Raw genomic sequence first — 23,963 nt, forward strand, 5'->3', positions numbered from 1 at the left:
CAACGACCAGCCCATAACGATGAGACACCCATGATCATCTCCGCCTCTACCGACTACCGCGCCGCTGCCCAGCGCAAGCTGCCGCCGTTCCTGTTCCACTACATCGACGGCGGCGCCTATGCCGAGTACACGCTGGGGCGCAATGTCTCGGACCTGGCCAGCATCGCCCTGCGCCAGCGGGTGCTGCGCAACATGTCCGAACTGAGCCTGGAAACCCGCCTGTTCAACGAAACCCTGTCCATGCCGGTGGCGCTCGCCCCGGTCGGCCTGACCGGCATGTACGCCCGGCGCGGCGAAGTGCAGGCGGCCAAGGCGGCAGCAGCCAAGGGCATTCCCTTCACCCTGTCGACCGTCTCGGTGTGTCCGATCGAGGAAGTGGCACCCGCCATCGACCGGCCGATGTGGTTCCAGCTGTACGTGCTGAAAGATCGTGGCTTTATGAAGAACGCCCTGGAGCGGGCCAAGGCCGCCGGCGTGACCACCCTGGTGTTCACCGTCGACATGCCCACGCCCGGCGCGCGCTACCGCGATGCCCATTCCGGCATGAGCGGGCCGAACGCCGCCATGCGCCGCATGCTGCAGGCCATGACCCACCCGTCCTGGGCGCTGGACGTGGGCCTGCTCGGCCGTCCGCACGACCTCGGCAATATCTCTACCTACCGCGGCCACCCGACTGGCCTGGCCGACTACATCGGCTGGCTCGGCGCCAACTTCGACCCGTCGATCTCCTGGAAGGATCTGGAGTGGATCCGTGAGTTCTGGGACGGCCCCATGGTGATCAAGGGCATCCTCGATGCCGAAGACGCCAGGGACGCCGTGCGCTTCGGCGCTGATGGCATCGTCGTATCCAACCACGGCGGCCGTCAGCTCGATGGCGTACTGTCCAGCGCCCGCGCCCTACCAGCCATCGCCGACGCGGTGAAAGGCGAACTGGCGATCCTCGCCGACTCCGGCGTGCGCAACGGCCTCGACGTGGTGCGCATGCTCGCCCTCGGCGCCGACACCGTGATGCTCGGCCGCGCCTTCGTCTATGCCCTGGCCGCTGCCGGCGGTGCCGGAGTGAGCAATCTGCTCGACCTGATCGAGAAGGAAATGCGCGTGGCCATGGTTCTTACCGGCGCCAAGTCGATCAGCGATATCAGCGGCGATTCGCTGGTCAAGGAGCTCTGAATCATGTCATCGATCAGCCGCGACGCCCTGCTCACCAGCCTGCGCGAGGTGGTCGGCAGCGACCACGTGCTCACCGACGAACAGAGCACCCGACGCTTTCGCAAGGGTCATCGCACCGGTGAAGGCGGCGTGCTGGCCGTGGTCCGCCCCGGCACCCTGCTGGAACAATGGCGCGTGCTGCAGGCGGCGGTCGCGGCGGATCGCATCGTCATCATGCAGGCCGCCAACACCGGCCTGACCGGCGGCTCGACCCCGGACGGCAATAACTACGACCGCGAGATCGTGCTGGTCAGCACCCTGCGCATTACCGGCGTGCAGCTGATCAACGACGGCCAGCAGGTGGTCTGCCTGCCCGGCGCCACCCTCGACCGCCTGGAGCAGGCCCTGGCGCCCCTGGGCCGCGAGCCGCACTCGGTGATCGGTTCCTCGTGCATCGGCGCCTCGGTGCTCGGCGGCGTGTGCAACAACTCCGGCGGCGCGCTGGTGCGTCGCGGCCCGGCCTATACCGAACTGGCGCTGTACGCACAGGTGCGGGAAGACGGCACGTTGGAGCTGGTCAACCACCTCGGCATCGAGTTGGGCACCAGCCCCGAGGAAATCCTCACCCGCTTGCAGAGCGGCGATTACAGCCCGCTGCACGTGCGCAACGATGGTGCCGCCAAGGCCTCCGACGCCCGCTACGGCGAGCACGTGCGCGACGTTGATGCCGACACCCCGGCGCGCTTCAACGCCGACCCGTCGCGCCTGTTCGAAGCCTCCGGTTCGGCCGGCAAGCTGTGCCTGTTCGCCGTGCGCCTGGACACCTACGCCAAGGAAGCCAGCTCGGTGTTCTACATCGGCAGCAACGACCCGCACGACCTCACCGAGGTGCGCCGCCACCTACTCGCGCACCTGCCGCGTCTGCCGATTGCCGGCGAATACATCCACCGCACTGCCTTCGACATCGGCGAAAAGTACGGCAAGGACACCTTCCTGGTGATCGACAAGTTCGGCACCGCCAAGGTCCCCGCCGCCTTCGCCCTGAAGAGCCGGGTCGATGGCTTCTTCGAGCGCTTCGGCCTGCGCGGCGTGGCCGACAAGGTGATCCAGGCGCTGATGAACCTGCTGCCTAGCCACCTGCCGCAGCGCATGCGCGAGTACCGCGACCGCTTCGAGCACCACCTGCTGGTACGGGTATCCAACGACACCCTGGAGCAGACCCGCGCCTTCCTCGCCGAGTACTTCGCCAACCGCAGCAGCGGCGCGTTCTTCGAGTGCGACGCCGAGGAAGGACGCAAGGCCTTCCTGCACCGCTTCGCCATCGCCGGCGCGGCGATCCGCTACCGCGAGGCGCACCGCAGCAGCGTGGAAGACATCGTCGCCCTGGACATCGCCCTGCGCCGCAACGACCGTGACTGGGTCGAGACGCTGCCGACCGAGATGGAAGAGCAGATCATCCACAAGCTCTACTACGGGCACTTCTTCTGCCACGTGTTCCACCAGGACTACATCATCCGCAAGGGCGTCGACCCGCTGGCGATGGAGCACGGCATGTGGGCCCTGCTCGACGAGCGCCGCGCCGAGTACCCGGCCGAGCACAACGTCGGTCACCTCTACGTGGCCAAGCCGGCGCTGGCCGGTTTCTACCGTGAGCTGGACCCGACCAACGCCCTCAACCCCGGCATCGGCCACACCTCGAAGCACAAACACTGGGGCGAGTGCTGCGACGGGCACTGACAGCGCCATCCGCTGCTCGTCGGACGCGCAGGCGAGCAGCGCTTCTATACTCAAGGCCTCCATCCCAACTGCGGAGGTGTCCCATGCGTCGCATTCCCCTGATCCTCGCCCTGACCCTGTTCGGCACCGGCCTGTTCAGCGGCAGCCTGTGGGCCATGCACTGCCCACAGGACATGGCCAAGATCGACCAGCTGCTGAAGACCGACCCACCGGCCGACCCGGAAGTGCTGGCGGAAGTGAAACGCCTGCGCGCCGAAGGTGAAGAACTTCACCAGGCCGGGGATCACAGTGAGTCGATGAAGGTCCTGGCCGAAGCGCTGAACCTGTTGCAAGCCAGCGAGTAACGCGGCGCCGCCCAACCAGACTGGGTGGGCGGTGCCGCTTTGCGGCCTGGCCGGTCTGCGTCAGCCGTCTTGCCCAAGCAGCGACAGGGCCATCCAGCGCAAGCGTTGCAGATCCACCGGCTTGAGCATGCAGGCCTGCGCGCCCTTGCTGCGCGCCTCGGCCAGCAGCACTTCATCCGCGGCCGCACTTACCACCATCACCGGCACTCCCGCCAGGCGCGGCTCGGCGCGCATCCGCTCGAGCACGGTGAGGCCGCTGCCATCCGGCAGGTTGAGGTCGAGCACCACCAGCGCTGGCGTCTGCTGATCCAGGACCGCGATGGCTCGCCGCACCGAGCTGACGCCCTGCACCTCGGCGATATCGCGCAAGCCTTCCTGCAGCACGCGCATGCAGGCCGGGTGATCCTCGATGCACAGCACCGGCGCCAACTGCGCCTGCACGGCCGGGCTGTCAGGCGCCTCGACAGTAGCGTCGCCCTGGCTGGTCGGTGCCGCCGCGCTGGGCAGGTCGATCCAGAAGCGGCTGCCGGTGCCTGGCGTGCTGGCGAAGCCCATCTCACCATTCATCAGGGTGGCCAGTTCACGACACAGCACCAGGCCGATACCGGTGCCGGGAATGTTCGAGTTCTCCCGACCCAGGCGCTGGAAAGGCTGGAACAACTGGCCCTGCTGCTGCTCGGTCAGGCCCGGACCGCTGTCTTCCACCCACAGCCGCACGCCATCCGGGCGCACCTCGTAACCCAGTCTGACCAACCCTTGCGGCACGTTGTACTTGAGGGCGTTGGACAGCAGATTGAGCAACACCTGGCGCACCCGCCGCACATCCGCCAACACGTACAGTTCATTGCCGCCAGATGCCATCACGTGCAACTGCTGGCCGCGCTGCAGCACTTCCGGCTGGATCAACTCGGCACAGCCATTGAGCAGCGTGCTGACCTCCACCGGTTTGAGGTGCAGTTGCTGGCGCCGACTCTCGATGCTGGAAAGATCGAGAATGTCGTCCACCAGAGCGGTCAGATGGCGACTGGCGAGCACGATCTCCCGCGCATAGTCGCTCTCCTGCTGCGCCTCGGGACGCTCCTGGGCCTCCAGCTCGATCAACTGGGCAAAGCCGTGGATCGCATTCAACGGCGTGCGCAGCTCATGGCTCATGCTCGACAGGAAGCGACTCTTGGCCTGGCTGGCGGCCTGGGCCTCCAGGCTGGTCCGGCGCAACTCCTCCTGCACCAGCTTGAGCCGGGTAATGTCCACGTGGGTGCCGGCCGCTCGCAGGGCACGGCCCCGCTCGTCCCGCTCGATCACTTTGCCGCGGCTGAGCAACCAGACGTAGTTGCCGCTCTTGTCGGCGTAGCGGTACTCAGCCTCGAAGAAATCCTCGCGACCATCCTCGGCCATGCTCAAGCGCAGATGGCGGATGCGCTGCAGGTCATCCGGATGCACCGGGCGGTTGAACTCGGCAAACGACAGGCAATTGTCGCGCAGGCCGAAGCGCGTCACGAAGCGCTCGCTGACGCAGATGGTCTGGCTCTGCGCCGTGACATCCCAGAGGCTTTCCGTGGTGCTTTCCAGCACCAGCTCCAGGGTGCGCTGTACCTCGAAGCGGCGGACCTCGCTGGCCCGTAACTGCTCCCCGGCGAGCTGCACTTCCGTGCCCATCTCCGCTAGCTCGCGAATCGAGGTGGCCGGCACCACCGGCTGCGACTCACCCCGGCCGAGGCCGCGCATCATCTCGACAATTCCGGCGATCGGCGTGGCCAGCTCATGGCTCAGGCGCCGCGAGCGCAGCCACATCCAGCTGCCGAATAAGAGATAGAAGAACACCAGGCCAGCGATCAGCAGGTAGCCGATCCGCAGGTATTGCTCGGCCAGGCGATTGGTCTCATGGAAGATGTTCGCCTCATCCACCACCAGCAACAGCCGCCAGCCGGTCTGCGGGATCTCACTCCAGGCCATCAGCTGGTTGCGCCCACCCAGCTCGACCTCCTGGATGCCCTGCGCGCGCGTGGCCATGGCACTCAGCAACGGCTGCAGGCCAGGCTGGCGATCGAGTTTGAAGTCGGCCGGTTTGAGCACCTCACGGCGTACTGCTTCGGCATAGGAATACTGGGTCAGCTCACGCACCCCGAAGTCCCGCTCACCGGCCTGCGGCAGCGCCATGATGCCGTTGTCGCGGCTGACCAGCAGCGCATACCCCTGCCAAGGCACTTGCAGGTTGCCGATCTCGGCGAGCATCTGGCCCACCGTCACGTCCAGGCCGACCACCCCCTCGAGGAAGTCATCGCGCAGCACCGGCGCCACCGCCGACATCATCCAGCCCTGGCCAGCCGGATCGAGGTAGACATCGGTCCACACCACCTCCTGCTTGGGGTTGTGCTGCTGGTCCGCCAGGTAATAGAAGTTGTACTGCGGGATGCGCATATCGTGCGGGTACTGCTGCAGCACATCGAAGAACGGGTAGATGCGGTTGTAACTGTCCCAACTGTTGAAATACACCGCCGCCACCAGCGGGTCAGCCTGCTTGAGCGAACGCATCAGCGGGTCGACCTGAGACAGGCGCAAGGCCTTGGCGCGGTCCTGCTGCTCCGGCGGCGTGCTGCTGGCATAGAAGGACGCCGCGCGGCCGTCGTCGCTGCGGCTGTAGTACACGCCATCGGTGGTCTGCGCGTGACGCTGGTGCTCCAGAGCATCAGGCACGTAACGACGATCCTGCAGGGCCGCGCTGACTGCATCGCGATAGATACCGACCTGAGCCTCGATGGCCTTCAGCCGGCTATCGATCACCTGCCCCTCGCGCTGCACCGCGCTGCTCAGGTCCTGCAGCGCACTGCTCTGCAGGTAACCGAGCTGGGCCGAGCGAATCGATTCGTTGGTATAGAGGTAGACACCAATCAGCACTGACTCCACCAACACCAGGGGAATCAACGCACTCTGCAGGAAGGCCCGCCAGATCCAGCGGCGCAGAGGCTTGTTCGGTGCAGGCGACATGCCGGCGCTCCTTGAACTTGTGAGGGTCGATGATGACACGCCCGCGCGGCCTGCGCCCGGGGCTGGCGGTATTCTAGTGGCAGAACAGCGGTCGACGCTGCCCGACCTTTGCCGTAAACTGCGCCCGTACCTTGCAAGACTGTAATTGGGGCCGATTAGGATTCGACGCCGGTAACAAAACTTGAGGGGCATGCCGAGTTGGTAACAGAACTCGTAAATCCACTGTTGCAAATTTATAGTTGCCAACGACGACAACTACGCTCTAGCCGCCTAAGTGCCGCTAGCTGTCCATAGGGGATGCCTGTAAACCCGAAGATTCTGGACAGTCAGATAGAACAGGATCGCCGCCAAGCTCGCTGCAGGTGTAACGGCTAAAACTTATGCAGCTCGCTCCAAGCGCCCTGCCACTCGGGCCGCGCGGAGTTAACTCAATAGAGATGGCTACGCATGTAGAACCGATAGCGGCGAACTGGCGGACGGGGGTTCAAATCCCCCCGGCTCCACCAAATGCAAGTTTCCACATGTTCCCACATGACCGGAAACACCCCTGAAAAGCCCGCCCAGTGCGGGCTTTCTTGTTTCTATATGCTCCCGTACGCTCCCCTATAGCATTGCTTGCCGTGTATGCCTGTGTGTATGCTTCTAGAAATATTGAACCCGAGGCATACATACAATGAAGCGTAGCGAGATCAAGCGCCGCCCATTGGCTGACACCGTACTCGCTACCCTTGAGCCCGAGAGCTCCGTGTACCGGGAGCTGGACGGCAATGGCCTGTATTTCCGCGTCAAGCCGAACGGGCAGAAGTCCTGGGAGCTCCGCTATAAGAAGGCGGACGGCAAGTGGTCCTGGTTGGGCATGGGCGGCTATCCCGAGGTGAGTGGAGCGCTGGCTCGCCAGAAGGCCGCGAAGCTGCGCGACAGTACGGCGAAGGACGGGAGCGTGCTGGCAACCAAGCGCGCCATCCGTGTCGCCGAGATTGAGGCCGCCAACAACACCTTCGAGCACCTGGCTCGCGAGTGGTACGCCGTCAAGTGCAAGACCTGGACGGAAGGGACGGCGGTTCGCACCATCGGCGCTCTGGAAAAGCATGTGTTCCCCGTGTTCGGCAAGCGACCGTATACCGGCATCCTGCCGATGGAGTGGATGGAGTTCCTGCGCGGCATGGAACAGACCGGGATCGTTGAGCAGACAAGCCGTGTACGTGGCATGTGTCGGGAGATATATGACCTGGCTCGCGTCACTGGCAGGGCAACGCACAACCCGCTCGAAGGGCTGCATAAATTCCTCCTGACCAAACCGGTGGAAAATTTTGCCCATGTATCCATTGAGGAGCTGCCTGCTCTGCTCAGAGCCATCCGCTCCTACCCCCATGCACCCGATGTGCGCATAGGCTTGCAACTGCTGACGATGCTTGCCTGCCGCCCATCCGAGTTGCGTGAGGCGCGCTGGGAGGAGATTAACCTCGATGCTGGCCTCTGGCTGATCCCTGCAGAGCGAATGAAGCGCCGCCGTGAGCATCTGGTGCCACTGCCAACGCAAGCTGTTGCCCTGTTACGCGAACTGAAAAATATAACCGGCAACTATTCGCTGCTGTTTCCAGGTCGAGGTAATACCACCAAGCCACGCAGCAATACCGTGTTCCTGATGGCCCTGCGCCGTCTGGGCTACGAAGGCCGCCAGACCGGTCACGGCTTCCGCCACTTGGCCAGCACCATCCTCAACGAGAACGGCTTCGACTCGCAGCACGTTGAGGCCCAGCTTTCGCATGTCAAGGAAGGTGTCCGGGGCGTCTATGACAAGAGCACCTATCTGGAACAGCGCAAGGTGATGATGCAGTGGTATGCCGACCACCTGGATAAGCTAGCTAGTGGCAATTTGTTGGAATTCAAACGCGCTTAACAGCTCACCAATTCGTCTAGGGCAGCCCCTGGAGCGCCCCTCCTGCCCCCCGGAATAGCTAAGAGATGGATAAGTTAATCAACTCCATGGAGTACATCGATATCGGCATGGCATGCCAATGGTTATGCCATCTGACCGAGTCCCCTTTTCCTCTGCCCAGCAGAGCACTCATGGAGCTGTGCGAGCGTTATGCGACACCTATTTACATTGACTGCTCTGCACTCGAAGGCGTCATTGCGCCGAGAGTTGGAAGTAGATTTGTGATGCAGCAAGTCATAGGCATAGGGCATTGCCAAGTTGACTCCCCTATCAGCGCCTACGAGGCCTTTGAACCACATAGAAGTGGTGGGATTAATGTGTCTGGGCTGGCTGTTGCGCTTTCAGATCGGGAAGAATCGGAACTATCGCACGTTGACTCTTGGACACTGACGAGCCAAGAGGGCAGACCATTCCTTTTCAGGCCGGACGATATAAAACGATTGGCATCGCTTCTCAAGCCTGACCAAGACGAAAACGCAACCCAAAGCCAGGTTCAGTCAGAAGACACCGCTACGCTGGTGAGTTCGAGAACCGAACAACGCCTGACGCGTATTCGTCAGTGGTTTGGAGAGCAGCGAGAATACAACGCTGCTCAGTTATCCAAGCCAATAGCTGGTCTTCCGGGAGCTAGAGATGCCTGCTGGCAGTGGCTTACTCATTCGGGATTGACGGCCCAAGGAACACTTTTCTGTGGCTCATCACAACAAAACTCTGGGAAAAGCAAAAAATTCATCAGCGCATGGAACGCTTTTCTCAAAGAAGTGATTACTGACTAGACCCAAAAATTAGGTCTGGTGGTCTAGTAGATTTGGGTCTAGTCCGTCATCCGAAAGTGCGCCCCGTAACCCATACGGAGGCGCTCAGATGCACCCTACCCACCCCACGATTGACCAAGCCCTTATCCCCCAGACCGAGGTCTGCAAAGCTATTGGCCAGACCCGCTCCGGGCTGGACAAGCTGCGCAAGAAAGACCTGACCTTTCCCAAGCCCATCAAGTTCGGCAGCAGCCGCCAGGCTACGGCCTACTATGTCATCGCCGAACTGAACGCCTGGCTGGCTGCAAAAATCAAAGAGCGTGACGCCTAATGGGCCTCGCTCTGCGCTTCACCACGCGTGACGTTAGCAACACCGAAATGCTGTTCCGCGACAAACTCGCAGCCACCTTCGGCGCGATGGATTGGCATCCGGTAGCGGATGGTTCTATTCACCGCTTCTATGTCCCCGGCGACAAAGCCGGGACGTATAACGGCTGGTATGTGCTGTTCGCCGATGGTATCGCCTCGGGCTGCTTCGGTAGCTGGAGGGGCGGCAGCTCGTACACCTGGAGCAGCCGCAAGCCTGCCGATCCGCTGGAGGCCCAGCTGATCGGCCAGCGCATAGCGCAGGCCAAGCACCAGCGGGATGCGGAGCAGCACCAGCGCCAGCAGGCTACCGCCGAGTATGCCAATCGGCTGTGGCGTGATGCTCGCCGCGCCGCCCCCGACCACCCCTACCTGGTCGCCAAGGGCTGTCGCCCGTACAACCTGCGCCAGCAGGGTGACGTGCTGCTGGTGCCGCTGTACCACGCAGGCGAACTGGTGAACCTGCAACGCATCGGCGATGACGGGAATAAGCGCTTCCTCTCCGGTGGCCGTGTGAAGGGCTGTTACTCCCCGCTCGGGATCATCCGCATTGGCCAGCAGCTTTACCTGTGCGAAGGGTGGGCAACCGGCGCCACGCTCCACTCCGAAACCGGCCACCCGGTCGCCTGTGCGATGAATGCCGGGAACCTGCTGGAGACTGGTCGTAACCTGCAACGCCGCCACCCGGATGCGATGTTGATCGTGGCCGGCGATGACGACCGCTGTACCACCGGCAACCCCGGCAAAACCGCCGCTATCACTACTGCTGCCTCCCTAGGCTGTGGCCTGATCCTGCCGCCTTGGCCCGCCGATGCCCCTCTAACCCTGACTGACTTCAATGACCTGCGCCAATGGCAGGAGACCCAGGCATGAACGCACCCTTGATCCCAGCGCCTACCTATCCCAAGCCGCTGCCCCTGCTGCCTGAACTGGAAAAGTCTGCGCCGTACCCGATTCATGCATTGGGCGAGCTGATTGGAGGTGCTGCCCAGGCCATCGTGGAGGCGGTGCAAGTTCCCGCTGCCCTGGCCGCTCAGTCGGTACTGCCCGCAGCTGCAATGGCCGCCCAGGCGCACGGAAACGTCTTGCGTGGGGGACAGCAAATACCGTTGTCACTGTTCGCTCTGACGGTTGCCGAGTCGGGCGACCGTAAGTCGGCAGCTGATCGCCTGGCCTTGCAGGCGCACCAGCAACACCAACGCGAATTGCTCGAGCAGTACAAGGCTGACGCCAAGGAGTACCGCGATCAGCGCGACGCCTACCAGAAAGCCCGCGCCAACATTCTCGACAAGGCCAAGGGAGACCCCGAATCGGTGGCCGATGAGTTGGGCAATCTGCTGGAGCCTGAAGCCCCGCCGTCGCCGTTCATTCTCTCCGAAGAACCGACCCTGGAAGGGCTGCAGAAGTCTCTGCTGCGTGGTCACCCTTCCCAAGGGCTGTTCAGCGACGAAGGCGGGCAGTTCTTCGGCGGTCATGCCACCAAGCCCGAGAATGCGCTCAAGAGCGTGGCGGGTCTGTCAAAGCTGTGGGACGGCGCGCCGATCAGCCGCACCCGTGCCTCCGATGGGGAAAGTGCGGCTCGCTATGGCTGCCGGCTGAGTGCTCACCTCATGATTCAACCCATCGTTGCCTCTGAGGTGCTGTGCAATCCGGTCATGCAGGGGCAAGGCTTTCTCGCTCGCTTCCTGATTGCCTGGCCGGAGTCGCTGGCCGGCACCCGTTTCTACCGTGATGCCGACCCAACCCGAGCCCCCCGGCTTGGTCGCTTCTGGCAGCGCATGGCCCGCCTGCTGGCGCAGGAGCCCATCAAGGATGAGAACGGTGAGCTGACTCCGCTCATGTTGGTGATGGAACCTGCCGCTCAGGAAGCGTGGATTGAGGAGCACGATGCCATCGAGCGCCAGCTTGGCCATGGCGGCGACATGCAGGAGATCAAACCGACCGCCGCCAAGGGGGCCGAGAACCTTCTGCGTATCGCGGGAGTGTTCGCCGTGATCGAAGGCCACCAGGCCATCACCCCCGAACTGATCGAGCGTGCTGCCGTTCTTGTGCGCTGGTATTTGGCCGAGGCGCTGCGCCTGACCAATCCAAGCAAAATTGATCCGCAGCTGCTCCAGGCTCAGCGCCTGCTGGACTGGCTGATGACTAATCAGTGGCATAGCTTTGATGCCCGCACTCTGCAACGCGAAGGCCCGCCCTTCATTCGCAAAAGCGCCAAGCAGCGCGACTTGATCTTGGCCGTGCTGGTGGAGTACCGCTGGCTGAGCACCGCCGATGGCAAGACGTTCAATTTTGCCCCCTCTGCGACAACTGCGACTTTTGCGACAACCAGTGCCACTCAAGTCCAGGAGGTCTGCGACACGACTGCGACGCGTTGCGACAACGATTCCCCGGCGCAGAGTTTGTCGCAGCCTGTCGCAACTCTGTCGCAATCGCCAAAGCCAGCAACCACGGGGTTTGTCGCACAAGTCACACATGTCGCAGCACCTACCAAGTTCCGGGGTGAGGTATGAGCACCATCGAACTGCTGGGGCACGTCCTTGCTGAAGGCATCTTGCTGGTGCTGGAGGATGGGCATCTGACCTGGGAGGCTGACCACGCCCCCTCCTGTGAACTGCTGGAGGAAATCCGCGCTCACCGTCTGGAGATCATCGAGGCGCTGAGTGAGACGAACGATCCTATGAAGTGGCTGGCCAGGCTCGCCGTCCTGCTGTGCTGTACGCCGGACTACTTGCTGGAACATAGCTCTGTGGATCATCACGATTTGGCTGAGCAATACCAGCGACCGCCGTGGCAGGCGGCCCGCCTGATTCGCACTGACCCGAATTGGATCCTGCCCTCTGAGAACTCCGCGTGTGCCCACGAGCGTGATGCACCCGCCGGCCAGCCAGCTCGTACCTGGCTTCCTGCCCGCGATGCCTTCCACCATCACGCCTTGGGCAACTGCCCATACTGCTATCCCCCCCTGGAGCGCTACTGCACGGTAGGTGCCGATCTGCATGCCCGCTACGACCATGAGACAAGTATCTTGGAGGCCAGCAATGAAGAAGGTTGAGCGTGATCGCAGCATCGCACTGACGCCTGCCAAAACTACCGAGCAAGAAATGGTATGTACCGTAACTAGCCCGGAGTGTTTGAGCGCTTCGGTGCTGACGCTATGCCATAACATCGATCACTCGCAGATCGATGCAATGGTTAGCGAACTCAAGCAGCAGACGGCGGCCATTCACGCCGACGACCTGTCCCGTGCGGAAAGCATGCTGATTGCTCAGGCTCACACCTTGGATGGCTTGTTCGCCAAGATGGCCAGCAAGGCTCTTGCAGCTGGGCACTTAGAAGTAATGGAACGACACTTGCGCCTGGCATTGAAGGCCCAGAACCAGTCTCGGGCCACCCTGCAAACCCTGAGCGAGATCAAGGCGCCGAAACAGATCGCGTTCGTGAAGCAGGCCAATATTGGTAATCAAGTACAGGTGAATAACGACGTTAGCCCTGCGCGCTCGCGCGCGAAGAAAAAACCAAAAGAGCCAAACGAACTATTGGAGGTGGAGCATGGCAAACGGTTGGACACCCGAGCGGCGGGCTCGGCAAGCGGAGCTGATCCGGCAGTGGCGCCCGTGGGAGCAAAGCACCGGGCCGGTCAGCGCTAAGGGAAAAGCACGGGCTGCGCGTAATGCCTGGAAGGGTGGTGTCAGGCCACAACTCCGGGAGCTGGCGGCAATACTCAAAGAGCAGGAGCACTGGCGGCGGGAGTTGCTGTAGACCCGCCGCCTCAGATCAATCGCTGCCGTGCTCGCACGCAAGGCTGGAAGGACACAGACGAGTCACCCAGCCAGTCTCAAATGCAACGAGGTCAACATTGCGAGGGGCTGAGCTGCATCGGGTCCAAGTGTCAGCGCCTCAAACATCCGGTGCTTGATGACAAATCATTGATCAAATCGCCCCGAGATAGGCTTGTTACCCGACTGCCCCTCCAGCCAAGTTCCGTAGTCAACTGTGGTTCCTTGTAGCAGCCAACTGGTGCGACCATTGTCTGCCCGCCCCAATACCACAGCAGCGGCTGCGCTAGGGCTTTTAAACGCCACATCGCGGGTGAATGCCCAAAGCTCATGATTTCCATTGGGCTGAATGGCGCACTCGGCTATAAGCTGGGCATGCAGCTCAGCATAATTATGAGATACGCCAATCCATTCGGAACGCGCCTTAGAACCAGCCAATACGACAAATGCCTCGCCCATCTCGTAGGCACTGGCCATCAGGCCGTATTTGCTTTGCTTGAGCTCAAATGCGGCATTAGCCTCTGCTTGCGCTTGAGCCGCCAACAACTGAGCTGCCTGCTCTGCTTTGTTCAGCCGATCCTCCAGCCTCCAGTGCTGCTCCAGCAGCCCTAGAAGGTTAGTCTGTCGTTTCTCCATCACGGCAACGGTCCAAGCATCGTGCTGCAGCACCTGCGTCGTCAGCGCAAATGAGCTGACACCGCCCTTGGTGAAGTAAGCAGTCTTCTTTTTACTGAACTCATAGTTTCTGGCCGCACTGTTTTTCCTACGGCTTAACAGGGCAAGATTGCCCAAGCGGTGTACCCAGTGCTGATGCTTCTCAGGCTCCTTGACCCACTCACGCCACTGACTGGCAGTGGCAGGCTGCTGGGGCATTACATGCTCAACACTAACCACGTCGTGCTGATAACTCGCACTTCCATCGGACAACAGTGCATCCAGCCGTAATAGCAGGACAGCCAACGCTTTCGAAGAATGGGTCTCGTAGAGCGAGCCATTGAGCGCTGCGTAAGCATCCCCCTGCTCCAGGGGGGACAATTGAAGTGATGAAGAGTCCGGACTCAGGTCATCGCCCTTTTCAACAGCTTCGGTCAACTTGGAAAAACGCTCGATGCGTTCGTTGACACCGATCTTCCGCACCAGCATCGAATAGGCCAGACGCTCCAGGTCGTTGAAAAAGGCCAACAGCGCCTTCGGATCGTCATGATGGCGAATGTAGAACGCCAAGGCCGGTGGCACCCAGTCCTTGAACTCCAGCCGGTTCAACCATCGCAAGTGACCATTGATGGTTTCTGCCAGCTCATAGCTGGCGTAATCGGCATCACAGATCACGGCGTAGGCTTGCGCCATTGGCACCAGAACCTTGTCCATGAAAGCTTGCGGCTGTGACGCCTCAGTAACGTGGGCACGGAACTCTTTGAGCAACGTCCCTTGTGGTTTGGCCTTGCGGTAGATCATGCGGACATGACTGAACAGTTCGCCGAATCGGCTCCGACCCAACTCCTCTTCCTGATTCTCCCAGCGGGTGGTGTACTCATCACGCAGCTTCTCAGGCAATGCGCCGATGATTTCCGCCTTGAGAATGTCCGTAGCGCTAAGGTCCAAGCCTCGACTGTTGAGCACACCGAAGATTCGATAGGCCGAGTCAAGGTCAGGGGTGGATACCACTACCAGGAAGCAGCGCGTAACAACGAACTGCACCAGACGGATAAGCTCGGTCTGATCGAGCTTTGCGAGCTCCCTCAGAAAGAGAAGGGCATTGGTACGCAGACGACTCTGCGCGTCCGGCAATGGTTTCTTGAGGTCCGCTAGATTGGCTAGCCCATCCTCATGCTGCACATACTCTCGAAAGAAATTACGGTCCCGCTCACGCAGAGAAAGTCGATAGCTCGCATCTGTGGCTGATACGACATCGCCCATTTCGTAGATGCGCTTAGTGATGCCCGCACGGACTCCCGAGTCCTGCACTGTTGCCCGAATGGCAGACAGCAACAAGGTCAGTGTCGTTAGACGCTGCTGGCCGTCCACCACCGTTGAGTCAGGTGCAGACTCCTTTTTAATTAGCACAATGCTGCCGAGAAAGTAGGGCACGGAATCGCTCAAGGCCCCCGGTGCATCTCGCAATGCGCTGAGTAGATCATCTAAGAGCTCCTGGGCCTGCTCATCACCCCAGGCGTAAGGACGCTGGTAGCCAGGAATGGTAAAGGCGTAATCGTCGCTAAACACTTTTGAGAGTGCTTGTTCCTTTGCGCTGAGAGAGTGACTCATAGTTTTCCTATTGATTACCGGTCTTGCTCATCCGAGGGAGCGTCAGGCGCTCGCTGCTAAGGCTGGCCGCTTAAAGCCTTCGGAGATGCTGAAAGCCGTTCGTAAACCTGGCTTCCAAGCCATTTTGAGATCAGCTCCTGCAATTCAGGCTTGCTCATATAATCGGCAAACAGCTCCTCATTTAGCTCCATCCGCTCGATAAACAGGGATTCAAGCACCTGCCTGAACACCAGCTGGAACTTGTCGAGCGAATTGACTTCCGCAGCCTTTTGCAGGGATTCGTTAAGACTTGCCGCCTCCGCGATCTGGTCAAAGAAGAGTTGATCTGCTTCGTTCAGCTCGCCACCAAAGCGCTCGTTGATGGTGTCAATGAGCCGCGAAAGGGCTAAATGTTCTTCGCGAACCATGCCTGACCCAACCTCGCGCGGGCCATCCAGTGGTTTGGCATAGCCCTCGTTGAGGCTGATCGAGCCTTCGCTTATCTTTTGCAGCCTGTAGTAATCGAGCTCGACCTCTTCATCGAACTGATAGCCTGGCCCGCTCTTGCGCTTGGGCAGCTTCAGAGCAAGGTGTCGCAGATAGGTGAAGAGCTTTTCCAGATCGCTGTCTTGGTAAGGAATCACCTGACTCAAGAAGCTGTATAGATTGCGGAAGGCTTGCAGCTTTCCGCGCCAGAGTTCTGCCTCCTCTTCCTCGGAAACCTGAAACTGCGCAAAACGCGTAACCGCCCGGTCAAGAATCGCGTTCATGGTTTTATGGTCGCTTGGACTCTGGCGGCGCTTCGGGGCGAAAAAGACGCAAGTGAAGTCAGCCACCTCGCCTTGCAAGTAAATACCGGAGGCATCGAGCTCAGCCTTCACCTCGTACAGCTTGTCAGGGTCGACCTCTTCCCCCATCACAGAGCCTTCGTAGTACTGGCGGAAAGCCTCCTGAATTTCGCGAGGATCATTCACGAAATCCAGGACGAAAGTATCATCCTTGAGCGGATGGGTACGGTTCAGACGCGATAATGTCTGGACTGCCTGAATGCCTGAAAGACGCTTGTCGACATACATAGTATGCAGTAGCGGCTGATCGAAGCCGGTCTGATACTTCTCGGCGACCAACAGCACGCGAAAATCCGGTTTGGTAAAGGTTTCGGGCAGATCCTTTTCTTTGAGCCCATCGTTCATTTCGACTTCGGTGTATTGCTTTTCCGGGATTTTGTCGTCTTCCACGCTGCCCGAAAACGCCACAAGACTCTTTATTGGATACCCCTTTTCCTTGATGTAGCAGTCGAATTCCTGCTTGTAACGCACCGCCTCCAGTCGCGAACCCGTCACCACCATGGCCTTGGCATGACCTCCGATCTTGTGGCGGGTGAAATGCTGAAAGTGCTCCACCATCACTTCGGTTTTCTGGCCGATGTTGTGCGGATGCAAACGCATGAAGCGAGCGAGTGCTTTGGCCGCTTTCTTGCGTTCAACGCTAGGGTCTTCTTCTGCCTTCTTGATCAGCTTGTAATAGGTCTTGTAGGTGACGTAGCTCTTCAGTACGTCCTCGATAAAGCCCTCCTCAATCGCCTGCCGCATCGTGTAGCGATGGAAGGGCTCACCATTACGACCAAAGATTGCCAGCGTCTTGTGCTTGGGAGTGGCGGTGAAGGCAAAAAAGCTCATGTTAGGCTGCTGGCCGCGTTTGGCCATAGAACGGAACAGGCGTTCGAGATCGGCTTCACCTTCTTCCATAGCCATTTCCAGCGCCTTGTCGCGCAGTTGCGCGCCACCCAACACGCCTTTGAGTTCAGTGGCCGTTTCGCCCGATTGCGAGCTGTGCGCCTCGTCAATAATGACTGCGTACTTGCGCGTGGGCAGATGGCTCCGGCTCTCCTCGTTGCGCTCCTCATTCAGCCTGGCCAGCTGTGCCGAGACGAACGGAAACTTCTGCAGGGTCGTGATGATGATGGGTACGCCAGCTTCAAGCGCCTCGGCCAGCTGGCGCGAATCCTCATCGATTTTCTGCACCACACCTTGCCGGTGATCGAACTGGTAGATGGTGTTCTGCAACTGGCGATCCAGCACCACCCGGTCGGTGATAACTATCACGCTATCGAACAGCCGCTCATCCTGTTGGTTGTGCAGACTGGAGAGGCGATGTGCCAACCAGGCAATGGTATTGCTCTTGCCGCTGCCTGCCGAATGCTCGACCAGATAGTTATGCCCGACACCCTCGCGGGCCGCTGCCTCCACCATCGCGCGCACCGCCTGCAACTGGTGGTAGCGTGGGAAGATCAGGCTTTCCTTGCGCACCTTCTTGCCTTCGTCCGTGGTCTTTTCTTCCACACTCAGATGCAAAACACGGGCGAGCAGATCAAGCAGGCTGTCACGCTGCAGCACCTCTTCCCACAGGTAGGCGGTCTTGTAATTGCGACCATCCGGATCGGGAGGGTTGCCAGCGCCGCCCTCAAACCCTCGATTGAAAGGCAAGAAGTAGGTGGAAGTTCCCGCCATCCGAGTGGCCATGTGCGCCTCCTCGGTGTCCACCGCAAAATGCACCAGGGTGCGTTTGCTGAAAACGAAGATCGGCTCTCGCGGGTCGCGATCATGACGGTACTGACGAATGGCGTTGGCGGCCGTCTGCCCGCTCAAGGGATTCTTCAGCTCCAGCGTAACCAGAGGAATGCCGTTGACCGACAGCACCACGTCCAACGACTTTTCACTCTTCGGACTGAAGTGCAGCTGCCGGGTCAGCCCCAGCCGGTTGTCCTGGTAGCGCGCCTCCAGCTCCGGGTTCAAGCCGTGGGCCGGGCGAAAGAAGGCGATGCGCAGCGTCTTGCCAAAGCACTTGAAGCCATGGCGCAGGGTCGCCAGCGCACCATGGCTATCCAGCCACTTGACCAGCGATTCCACCACCCTCGCCTCGGTCTGCTCGCCGTGCAAGGCCTCCAGTTTTTCCCACACCTTGCCTTGGGTGGCACGGATGAAGGCCAGAGCCTCAGCGGGGAAGATCGCCCGCTCGCGGTCAAAGTCCTTGCCGTCAATGCGGGCATAGCCGTTGGCCAGCAGAACCGCTTCGATAGCGGTTTCAAAGGCGGCTTCGGAGGTGGATTTCATACTGCGATCCTTGCGATTCGTTTTTCCAACCAGAACACCATGACCTGAGCAAACTCCGGCAAATCACCGGCCTGAGTGCCATCCCACCTCTTCAGTTCTTGCGCTGCGTTCAGGGTGCCCTTTCCCAGCCGCTGTTTGAACGCGTCGAGAACGGCCTTGCGGTTGCGTACAAGGCGAGAGCTGTTGAGGTTGAGCACTTTGTTCAAGCCTGTGTTGATGGCTTCATCATCAGACTGAATGCGGCCATCGCCCAAAAACTTGATCTGCCGCTCGATAGGATGGGTGGGATCACACACACTGAAGCACAAATCATCATTGCGTTTGCGTGTGTCGCAGTGATGGTTTCGCTCAGGCTGGCCATGACCACCAAGACAGGCACCGTGTAAGTTGCTGAAGTCGATCTGCCTTGCTTGGTGACGCGCTTGACATTGCCAGTGCTCGATCTTCATGCACTCGGGCGTGGCGCGGATACGCGACTGGCAGTAACAGCACAAGCCACGCTGCTCAGCCACCAAGGCCTGCCGCAAGGCCTCCTTGTTGGCATAGTTGTCGTAGTCGGCATGCGGTTGCTTCCGATGTTGGGTCAGGCTGGCTGGTTCCGGCCCTTTCTGGATGGTTCGCATTTACTCGCTGCCCTCCAGAAAGTGGATCAGCGAACTGGCCCTCGTCAGCTCGGGTTCGTCTTCGCCCAGCTTGCGCTCAAGGACCACGATTGCGGCACGGGCCTCGTCGAAGCGCTCCTGGTCAATCAGTTTGAAGAGGGCTCTAAGTTCAATGTCTATCAGCCGGTTGCGAACAGGAGCGCCCATGAGCTCCTGCAAGATGCGATTTGAATCAATGCCATACGCTTCAGTTGGAATGGTAACGCTCACATTGCCATCAACGTACTCCAGAAAGCGCACACACCGCGCCTCAACTTCACCAATAACCTGCGGCGAATGAGTAGTAACCACAAACTGGCAACTCTTGAAAGTATCGCGCAGCCGTGGAAGCACCTCTCTTTGCCATTTGGGATGTAAGTGCAGTTCAACCTCATCAATCAACACCAACGCCTCACCTTCCGCGATGGGATTTTGGCTATTCGGGTTGGCAACAGCTAGACGACGGGTGAGATCGAAAACCAAAGCAATCAAGCCTCGCTCTCCGTCGGATAGTTGCTCCAAAAAAAGCTGCTTTCCAGCCCTATCGCCATTAACCTGTTCATCAAGAGCTGCGCTTTTAATGACGGAGTAGCGAGGCGGACTGCCCTCATGAAACCAAAACTCCTTGATCTGGGGCATGAGGCCAGTGATTGCTTCTTGGAGATGACTTAGGATACGCGAAGCGTGTTGGCTGTCTTTTCTAATAATCCGAGACGAGTTCATTGCACGGTGCCACTTTGCAAACTCGTTGAGGGATATTTCAAGCTGCGTCAGAGCTTTTGAGAAAGCGGCAGACTGCTTAAAAGGTAATTCACCCTGTAATTTTGGAGGCAGCCTCGAAAGCAAACGGTGCGTCGAATAGTAAGTAACCAACGGCTGTACAGGGCTGCTTTTGAAGTACCGCTTTAGTCGTGCTTCTGACTCATGGGTGTCGGTAAATAGCCAGTTCAAGCGCTTCTCGAAATCACCCTCTAATCGCTTATCTATCCAGGAAATAGCATTTTTCAAATTCTTGTAATTTGGCAAACCCTTTTCTAGGCTAGAAAGCTCCTTCTTCATCAAGGACTGTTTGTGTTCAAGAGACAGCTTTTCATTTCGGTCAAGATCCTCCTTGGAAAGAAACACGATCAGCGACGCAGCCTCCAAGTCATCACTTCCCATTTCTATAATGCAGGATGACTTGCCTTGTTGGATGTCAGAGTTGCGTATTGGCAGCGGTTTCTCTCTGGAAACTGTAAACTCCGGTAGGGCATGGGAATACGCGATAGCGATTGCCTGCAGGATCGTTGACTTACCGACTCCATTAACCCCTGCAATCACAGTCATGTGCTCGTCAAAATCGATATCCAGACGTTCAAAACCACGAAAGTTTGTCAGCCTTAAATTTTTCAGCTTCAATTTTTCATCTCCCCCAGCGGGATCTCGCCCGTGACGGCGGCGGAGATCAGCGCGGCACGGTACTCAAGAAGCAAAGACAAAGAAGAAGAAACTTCTCTTGCCATTGTCTGAAATCGCTCTTCTGCGCGCTGAAGGCTATTAACTATCTCAGTCTGCTCAGAAGCGGGGGGCAGCGGCGTCAACCAATCCAACACGTGGCCTTGTGAGACCTTCACCATCGATCCACTTGAGCCCCGTGCATCACGACGAATCTGAACACGTGCTTTGGCTGTAATTAGGAAAGACGTCAGGTACTCGGGAAGAATCTTTTCTTCCTGAACCCGAAGCCTGTAAATCAGGTCTGGAAGTAGCAAGTTCGGCTCGTCGTTTTGGACGCATGCAACGTCAGCCACAAGCTCCGGCGTATTTCCCCGAGTTATGAGCACATCCCCTTTGCGAAGCGCGAGGAACTGATCTTCCTCTTCCGCCGCACGGAGCGCCTTGTTTTCTTCCCGGTTGAATCGACCTTTTGAAACGGCACTCAGTTTCAATACGCCTAGCTCGCCAGGTCCCGCCTGGGTGTTTGCCGCGACTGGAGAACTACCTTGATCCAGCCGAGCAGCAATGAACTTGATGCGACACAGCTCCCAATGCGCCGGAATCTCGCCCAGCCACTCCTGACCAGTTGGTTTGAGCGGGGCGTCAGGATTGAGGCCACGGGTGACGGCATGACTGACAAGGGCGGCGTGCTTTTCATTCAGTAGCGATAGCATGCGTTCCTTCTCGGCAATCAGATCATCGATTCGGGCGGTTTCGCGATCTAGGTAATTGGCGATGAACGCTTGATGGGCCGATGAAGGAAGTAATATTCGTTCCTCATATACAGATTCCCGATTAAGCCCGGGGATCGCTGCTTCTTGAGAACCTTCATCCAAACCCAGAGTCTGCAGCCCCCAATATAGCCATCGAAGATTCGTGGTAGTAAGACGCTCATCGACGAAGAAGGTCGTGTCTGAAGCGAAGCAGCCCATAGAAGCCCAATTTACTTTCCCGTATGACCCTTTGCGCCCCAACACAATGGCTGGCACTTCGGTATTTCTCGCAGCTGTGGTTGCGTACTGTCCATTCGACCCATATACGGGCACATCACCGGCGAACTCTTCTTCCTTTGGCAATGACTCGCCATACCCGAGGCGGCAGATAAACTTCACTCGAACTGCGGCTTCGTTCACTCCGTCACCTCCCGCAGCAAGCTCAAAATCCGCTTCTCGACCTCAGCCAGCTCTGCATCGATCTCGGCCAGCGGCCTCGGCGGCTGATACTGGAAGAACACGCGGTTGAAGTTGATTTCGTAACCCACCTTGCCGATGCCGCCATCCTGCTCGTCTAGCGTCTCGCGGTCGATCCAAGCGTCGGCCACATAGGGGCTCACCTCGCGCAGCACGTAGCTAACGATGTCCTCTTTCAGCGGAATGTTCTCGGCATCCTTCAGCGCCGGATCGGGCTCGTATTCCACAAGGGTGTTGCCCTCGGCGTACAACCCCAGCAGGCCATACAGCTCACTAGACTCCAATGGAGGCAGTGCCTGCTGCGGGAACAGTACAGAGCTGACGGAAACCTCGCCCTTCTTGTGGCGCTTGACGATGACCGACGCGGCATCGGGATCGGTCGTGGTGAAGCACTCGCGGAAGATTTTCTTCTGCGCTGTGCCCTTGGCACCCTTCGTCCAGCCTTCCACATTGCGAGGCAGATGCTTGAATACCTGCTGCACCTCATCCCACACCTGGTTCCAGTCGAAATGCGGCTCGCTGCCAAGTCGCTCCTGCACAGCTTGCAGGGCGTCGTACAGCTCGGGGCAGGTATTGAGGAAACGTTCACACGCCTCATCATTGATCTCAAAGCGCAGGCGAAGGGGGCGCAGCACGGTGATGCGGCGGTAGCCGAAGTCAATGTTGTCGAGAACCTGAGCGGTAGCACGTTCGCTCCACTTCTGACCTTCGGGTGCCTGCTCTTTCGGCGCCGACTCACGCCACTCCAGGGGCTTATCGTCCTTGTCCAGCCTTACCCAATACTTTGCGCTTGAGCTCGAACCATGCTCACGGGTAATGGCATCAATGGCGGTCTGCTCAAGGTAGCGGCGCTTGTCGCCCAGGCTGCGCCTCATGGGTGTGTAGCGTTCGCGTGCGTCGATCAGCTGGATCTTGCCTTTGCGGCCAGCTGCCTTTCGGTTGGTCACCACCCAGACGAAGGTACCGATGCCGGTGTTGTAGAACATCTGCTCCGGCAGGGCGACGATGGCTTCGAGCATATCGCGCTCGATGATCCAGCGGCGAATGTCGCTCTCGCCACTGCCCGCGGCACCAGTGAACAACGGCGATCCGTTAAACACGACCGCAGCGCGCGAGCCGGGCAGATCCTTGTTGCCCGGCTCGTAGTCGGCAAATTTGCTGATCATGTGCAGCAAGAAGAGCAAGGCCCCATCATTGATGCGCGGCAACTTGCCCTTGTAACCTCGGAAATCGGGCCAACGGTCGATCTCTTTTTTCTCGGCTTTCCAGTCCACCCCAAACGGCGGGTTAGCCAGCAGATAATCGAACCACTGCATGTCGGCAAAGCGATCATCGGTGAGCGTGTTACCGAGTTCGACGCGACTATCCTTCTGGCCCTTGATCAGGAGATCGGAGGCCGCCACGGCGTAGGAGCGCGGGTTGTAGTCCTGCCCGTACACCTTCACGGTGGCCTGCTCGTTGTGAGCACGTATCCAGTTTTGGGCCTCGGCCAGCATACCGCCCGTACCGCAAGTTGGGTCGCAGATGGTGACGATAACGCCCTCTTGCGTGAGCACGTTAGTGTCGGGCTCCAGCAGCAGGTTGACCATCAACTGGATGACCTCGCGCGGGGTGAAGTGATCCCCTGCTGTTTCATTGGCTGATTCGTTGAAGCGGCGGATCAGGTCTTCAAACAGCAGTCCCATGGTGATGTTGTCCACGCGACCGGGGTGCAAGTCGATTTCAGCAAACTGGGAAACGACCTGATAGAGGCGGTTGGACTCTTCCAGCTTTTCGATTTCTTTTTCAAAATCAAAACGCTCAAAAATCTTGCGGACGTTCTCCGAAAAATTGTTGATGTAGTCAGTGAGGTGACGAGCAATGTTGTCCGGATCGCCCTTGAGCTTGTAGAAGTCGAGCTGGCTATGGTTGTGAAAACCTAGCGCCGTGCCGTCTTCGTTCCTGGCAACCTCGTTCAATACCCGGTCCACCAGTGCGGGCTCTTTGCCGTTCAGCGCTTCGTAGCGGGCAAGGACGAGTTGCTTGGTGGGCGCCAGCACTGCATCGAAGCGGCGCAGCACGGTCAGCGGCAGCATCACGCGTTCGTACTGCGGCGGGCGATACGGGCCGCGTAGCAGATCAGCGACGGACCAGATGAAGTTGGCGAGTTGTTGAAAGTTTGCGCTCATAGGTGCGTCTCGATGTAAAAAAGGTGTTTGGAACGGCGATAGGCCGCGACTTAGTGGGCAGAGAGTCCGGCGCTCTG

17 protein-coding genes and 1 other RNA gene are annotated in these 23,963 nt (G+C 59.4%); 11 read left to right on the top strand and 7 right to left on the bottom strand.

Going from position 1 to position 23,963, the window contains the following annotated elements; all coding sequences use genetic code 11:
• The first annotated feature begins 30 nt into the window (after nucleotides 1-30).
• The 3 genes from lldD (at nucleotide 31) to H3H51_RS00625 (ending at nucleotide 3,230) form a co-directional block, all read left to right on the top strand.
• Entirely contained in the window at nucleotides 31-1,170 is a 1,140-nt protein-coding gene (gene lldD, locus H3H51_RS00615; RefSeq protein ID WP_183087082.1) for an FMN-dependent L-lactate dehydrogenase LldD, read from the top strand.
• Between the two features lie 3 nt (nucleotides 1,171-1,173).
• Nucleotides 1,174-2,886, top strand: coding sequence for a D-lactate dehydrogenase (dld, locus tag H3H51_RS00620; RefSeq protein WP_183087083.1), 1,713 nt, complete (start codon nucleotides 1,174-1,176; stop codon nucleotides 2,884-2,886).
• An 83-nt stretch (nucleotides 2,887-2,969) separates the two neighbouring features.
• Nucleotides 2,970-3,230, top strand: a complete 261-nt coding sequence (locus H3H51_RS00625) for a hypothetical protein (protein WP_183087084.1) — start codon at nucleotides 2,970-2,972, stop codon at nucleotides 3,228-3,230.
• A 60-nt stretch (nucleotides 3,231-3,290) separates the two neighbouring features.
• Here the strand turns inward: H3H51_RS00625 and H3H51_RS00630 are convergent, their stop codons facing one another.
• On the bottom strand, nucleotides 3,291-6,215 hold the full coding sequence (locus H3H51_RS00630) for a hybrid sensor histidine kinase/response regulator (RefSeq protein WP_183087085.1): 2,925 nt from the start codon (nucleotides 6,213-6,215) through the stop codon (nucleotides 3,291-3,293).
• Between the two features lie 147 nt (nucleotides 6,216-6,362).
• On the opposite strand from H3H51_RS00630, the gene ssrA reads away from it, so the two are divergent.
• The 8 genes from ssrA to H3H51_RS21130 all read left to right on the top strand — a co-directional run bounded on the left by ssrA (nucleotide 6,363) and on the right by H3H51_RS21130 (nucleotide 12,925).
• Nucleotides 6,363-6,721, top strand: a transfer-messenger RNA (tmRNA) gene (gene ssrA, locus H3H51_RS00635).
• A gap of 167 nt (nucleotides 6,722-6,888) precedes the next feature.
• Nucleotides 6,889-8,115, top strand: coding sequence for a tyrosine-type recombinase/integrase (locus H3H51_RS00640; RefSeq protein ID WP_183087086.1), 1,227 nt, complete (start codon nucleotides 6,889-6,891; stop codon nucleotides 8,113-8,115).
• 65 nt (nucleotides 8,116-8,180) lie between these two features.
• Nucleotides 8,181-8,930 carry a hypothetical protein gene (locus H3H51_RS00645; RefSeq protein WP_183087087.1) on the top strand — a complete coding sequence of 250 codons (750 nt, stop codon included), beginning with the start codon at nucleotides 8,181-8,183 and terminating at the stop codon, nucleotides 8,928-8,930.
• Between the two features lie 88 nt (nucleotides 8,931-9,018).
• Nucleotides 9,019-9,240, top strand: coding sequence for a helix-turn-helix transcriptional regulator (locus tag H3H51_RS00650; protein ID WP_183087088.1), 222 nt, complete (start codon nucleotides 9,019-9,021; stop codon nucleotides 9,238-9,240).
• A complete protein-coding gene (locus tag H3H51_RS00655; protein ID WP_183087089.1) occupies nucleotides 9,240-10,148 on the top strand; it encodes a toprim domain-containing protein in 909 nt (302 codons plus the stop codon). The genes H3H51_RS00650 and H3H51_RS00655 overlap by 1 nt, the downstream gene beginning before the upstream one ends.
• On the top strand, nucleotides 10,145-11,788 hold the full coding sequence (locus H3H51_RS00660) for a YfjI family protein (RefSeq protein ID WP_183087090.1): 1,644 nt from the start codon (nucleotides 10,145-10,147) through the stop codon (nucleotides 11,786-11,788). The genes H3H51_RS00655 and H3H51_RS00660 overlap by 4 nt, the downstream gene beginning before the upstream one ends.
• Nucleotides 11,785-12,330 (top strand): hypothetical protein, encoded by a 546-nt coding sequence (locus H3H51_RS00665; protein ID WP_183087091.1) that lies wholly within the window; start codon nucleotides 11,785-11,787, stop codon nucleotides 12,328-12,330. Before H3H51_RS00660 ends, H3H51_RS00665 begins: the two co-directional genes overlap by 4 nt.
• Nucleotides 12,317-12,925, top strand: coding sequence for a hypothetical protein (locus H3H51_RS21130; protein WP_235981262.1), 609 nt, complete (start codon nucleotides 12,317-12,319; stop codon nucleotides 12,923-12,925). The genes H3H51_RS00665 and H3H51_RS21130 overlap by 14 nt, the downstream gene beginning before the upstream one ends.
• A 276-nt stretch (nucleotides 12,926-13,201) precedes the next feature.
• On the opposite strand, the gene H3H51_RS00675 is transcribed toward H3H51_RS21130, so the two are convergent.
• Genes H3H51_RS00675 through H3H51_RS00700 form a run of 6 tightly spaced genes read right to left on the bottom strand, consistent with a single transcriptional unit; the run spans nucleotide 13,202 to nucleotide 23,886 of the window.
• The gene (locus H3H51_RS00675; RefSeq protein WP_183087092.1) at nucleotides 13,202-15,319 is read right to left on the bottom strand and encodes a DUF4357 domain-containing protein; all 2,118 of its coding nucleotides are present in this window, start codon (nucleotides 15,317-15,319) and stop codon (nucleotides 13,202-13,204) included.
• Between the two features lie 56 nt (nucleotides 15,320-15,375).
• On the bottom strand, nucleotides 15,376-18,411 hold the full coding sequence (locus H3H51_RS00680; protein ID WP_183087093.1) for a type I restriction endonuclease subunit R: 3,036 nt from the start codon (nucleotides 18,409-18,411) through the stop codon (nucleotides 15,376-15,378).
• Complete coding sequence (locus H3H51_RS00685; protein WP_183087094.1) at nucleotides 18,408-19,034, bottom strand: HNH endonuclease family protein; 627 nt, start codon at nucleotides 19,032-19,034, stop codon at nucleotides 18,408-18,410. The genes H3H51_RS00680 and H3H51_RS00685 overlap by 4 nt, the downstream gene beginning before the upstream one ends.
• Nucleotides 19,035-20,450 carry an AAA family ATPase gene (locus H3H51_RS00690; protein WP_183087095.1) on the bottom strand — a complete coding sequence of 472 codons (1,416 nt, stop codon included), beginning with the start codon at nucleotides 20,448-20,450 and terminating at the stop codon, nucleotides 19,035-19,037.
• The gene (locus H3H51_RS00695; RefSeq protein WP_183087096.1) at nucleotides 20,447-21,661 is read right to left on the bottom strand and encodes a restriction endonuclease subunit S domain-containing protein; all 1,215 of its coding nucleotides are present in this window, start codon (nucleotides 21,659-21,661) and stop codon (nucleotides 20,447-20,449) included. Before H3H51_RS00695 ends, H3H51_RS00690 begins: the two co-directional genes overlap by 4 nt.
• A complete protein-coding gene (locus H3H51_RS00700) occupies nucleotides 21,658-23,886 on the bottom strand; it encodes a type I restriction-modification system subunit M (protein WP_183087097.1) in 2,229 nt (742 codons plus the stop codon). Before H3H51_RS00700 ends, H3H51_RS00695 begins: the two co-directional genes overlap by 4 nt.
• Between the last annotated feature and the right edge of the window lie 77 nt (nucleotides 23,887-23,963).

Source organism: Aquipseudomonas ullengensis (assembly GCF_014174475.1).
In the GTDB taxonomy this organism is placed as follows: domain Bacteria; phylum Pseudomonadota; class Gammaproteobacteria; order Pseudomonadales; family Pseudomonadaceae; genus Aquipseudomonas; species Aquipseudomonas ullengensis.

Coding starts and splice junctions, on each gene's coding strand:
- lldD (WP_183087082.1), top strand. CDS start 31: ATGATCATCTCCGCCTCTACCGACTACCGCGCCGCTGCCCAGCGCAAG.
- dld (WP_183087083.1), top strand. CDS start 1,174: ATGTCATCGATCAGCCGCGACGCCCTGCTCACCAGCCTGCGCGAGGTG.
- H3H51_RS00625 (WP_183087084.1), top strand. CDS start 2,970: ATGCGTCGCATTCCCCTGATCCTCGCCCTGACCCTGTTCGGCACCGGC.
- H3H51_RS00630 (WP_183087085.1), bottom strand. CDS start 6,215: ATGTCGCCTGCACCGAACAAGCCTCTGCGCCGCTGGATCTGGCGGGCC.
- H3H51_RS00640 (WP_183087086.1), top strand. CDS start 6,889: ATGAAGCGTAGCGAGATCAAGCGCCGCCCATTGGCTGACACCGTACTC.
- H3H51_RS00645 (WP_183087087.1), top strand. CDS start 8,181: ATGGATAAGTTAATCAACTCCATGGAGTACATCGATATCGGCATGGCA.
- H3H51_RS00650 (WP_183087088.1), top strand. CDS start 9,019: ATGCACCCTACCCACCCCACGATTGACCAAGCCCTTATCCCCCAGACC.
- H3H51_RS00655 (WP_183087089.1), top strand. CDS start 9,240: ATGGGCCTCGCTCTGCGCTTCACCACGCGTGACGTTAGCAACACCGAA.
- H3H51_RS00660 (WP_183087090.1), top strand. CDS start 10,145: ATGAACGCACCCTTGATCCCAGCGCCTACCTATCCCAAGCCGCTGCCC.
- H3H51_RS00665 (WP_183087091.1), top strand. CDS start 11,785: ATGAGCACCATCGAACTGCTGGGGCACGTCCTTGCTGAAGGCATCTTG.
- H3H51_RS21130 (WP_235981262.1), top strand. CDS start 12,317: ATGAAGAAGGTTGAGCGTGATCGCAGCATCGCACTGACGCCTGCCAAA.
- H3H51_RS00675 (WP_183087092.1), bottom strand. CDS start 15,319: ATGAGTCACTCTCTCAGCGCAAAGGAACAAGCACTCTCAAAAGTGTTT.
- H3H51_RS00680 (WP_183087093.1), bottom strand. CDS start 18,411: ATGAAATCCACCTCCGAAGCCGCCTTTGAAACCGCTATCGAAGCGGTT.
- H3H51_RS00685 (WP_183087094.1), bottom strand. CDS start 19,034: ATGCGAACCATCCAGAAAGGGCCGGAACCAGCCAGCCTGACCCAACAT.
- H3H51_RS00700 (WP_183087097.1), bottom strand. CDS start 23,886: ATGAGCGCAAACTTTCAACAACTCGCCAACTTCATCTGGTCCGTCGCT.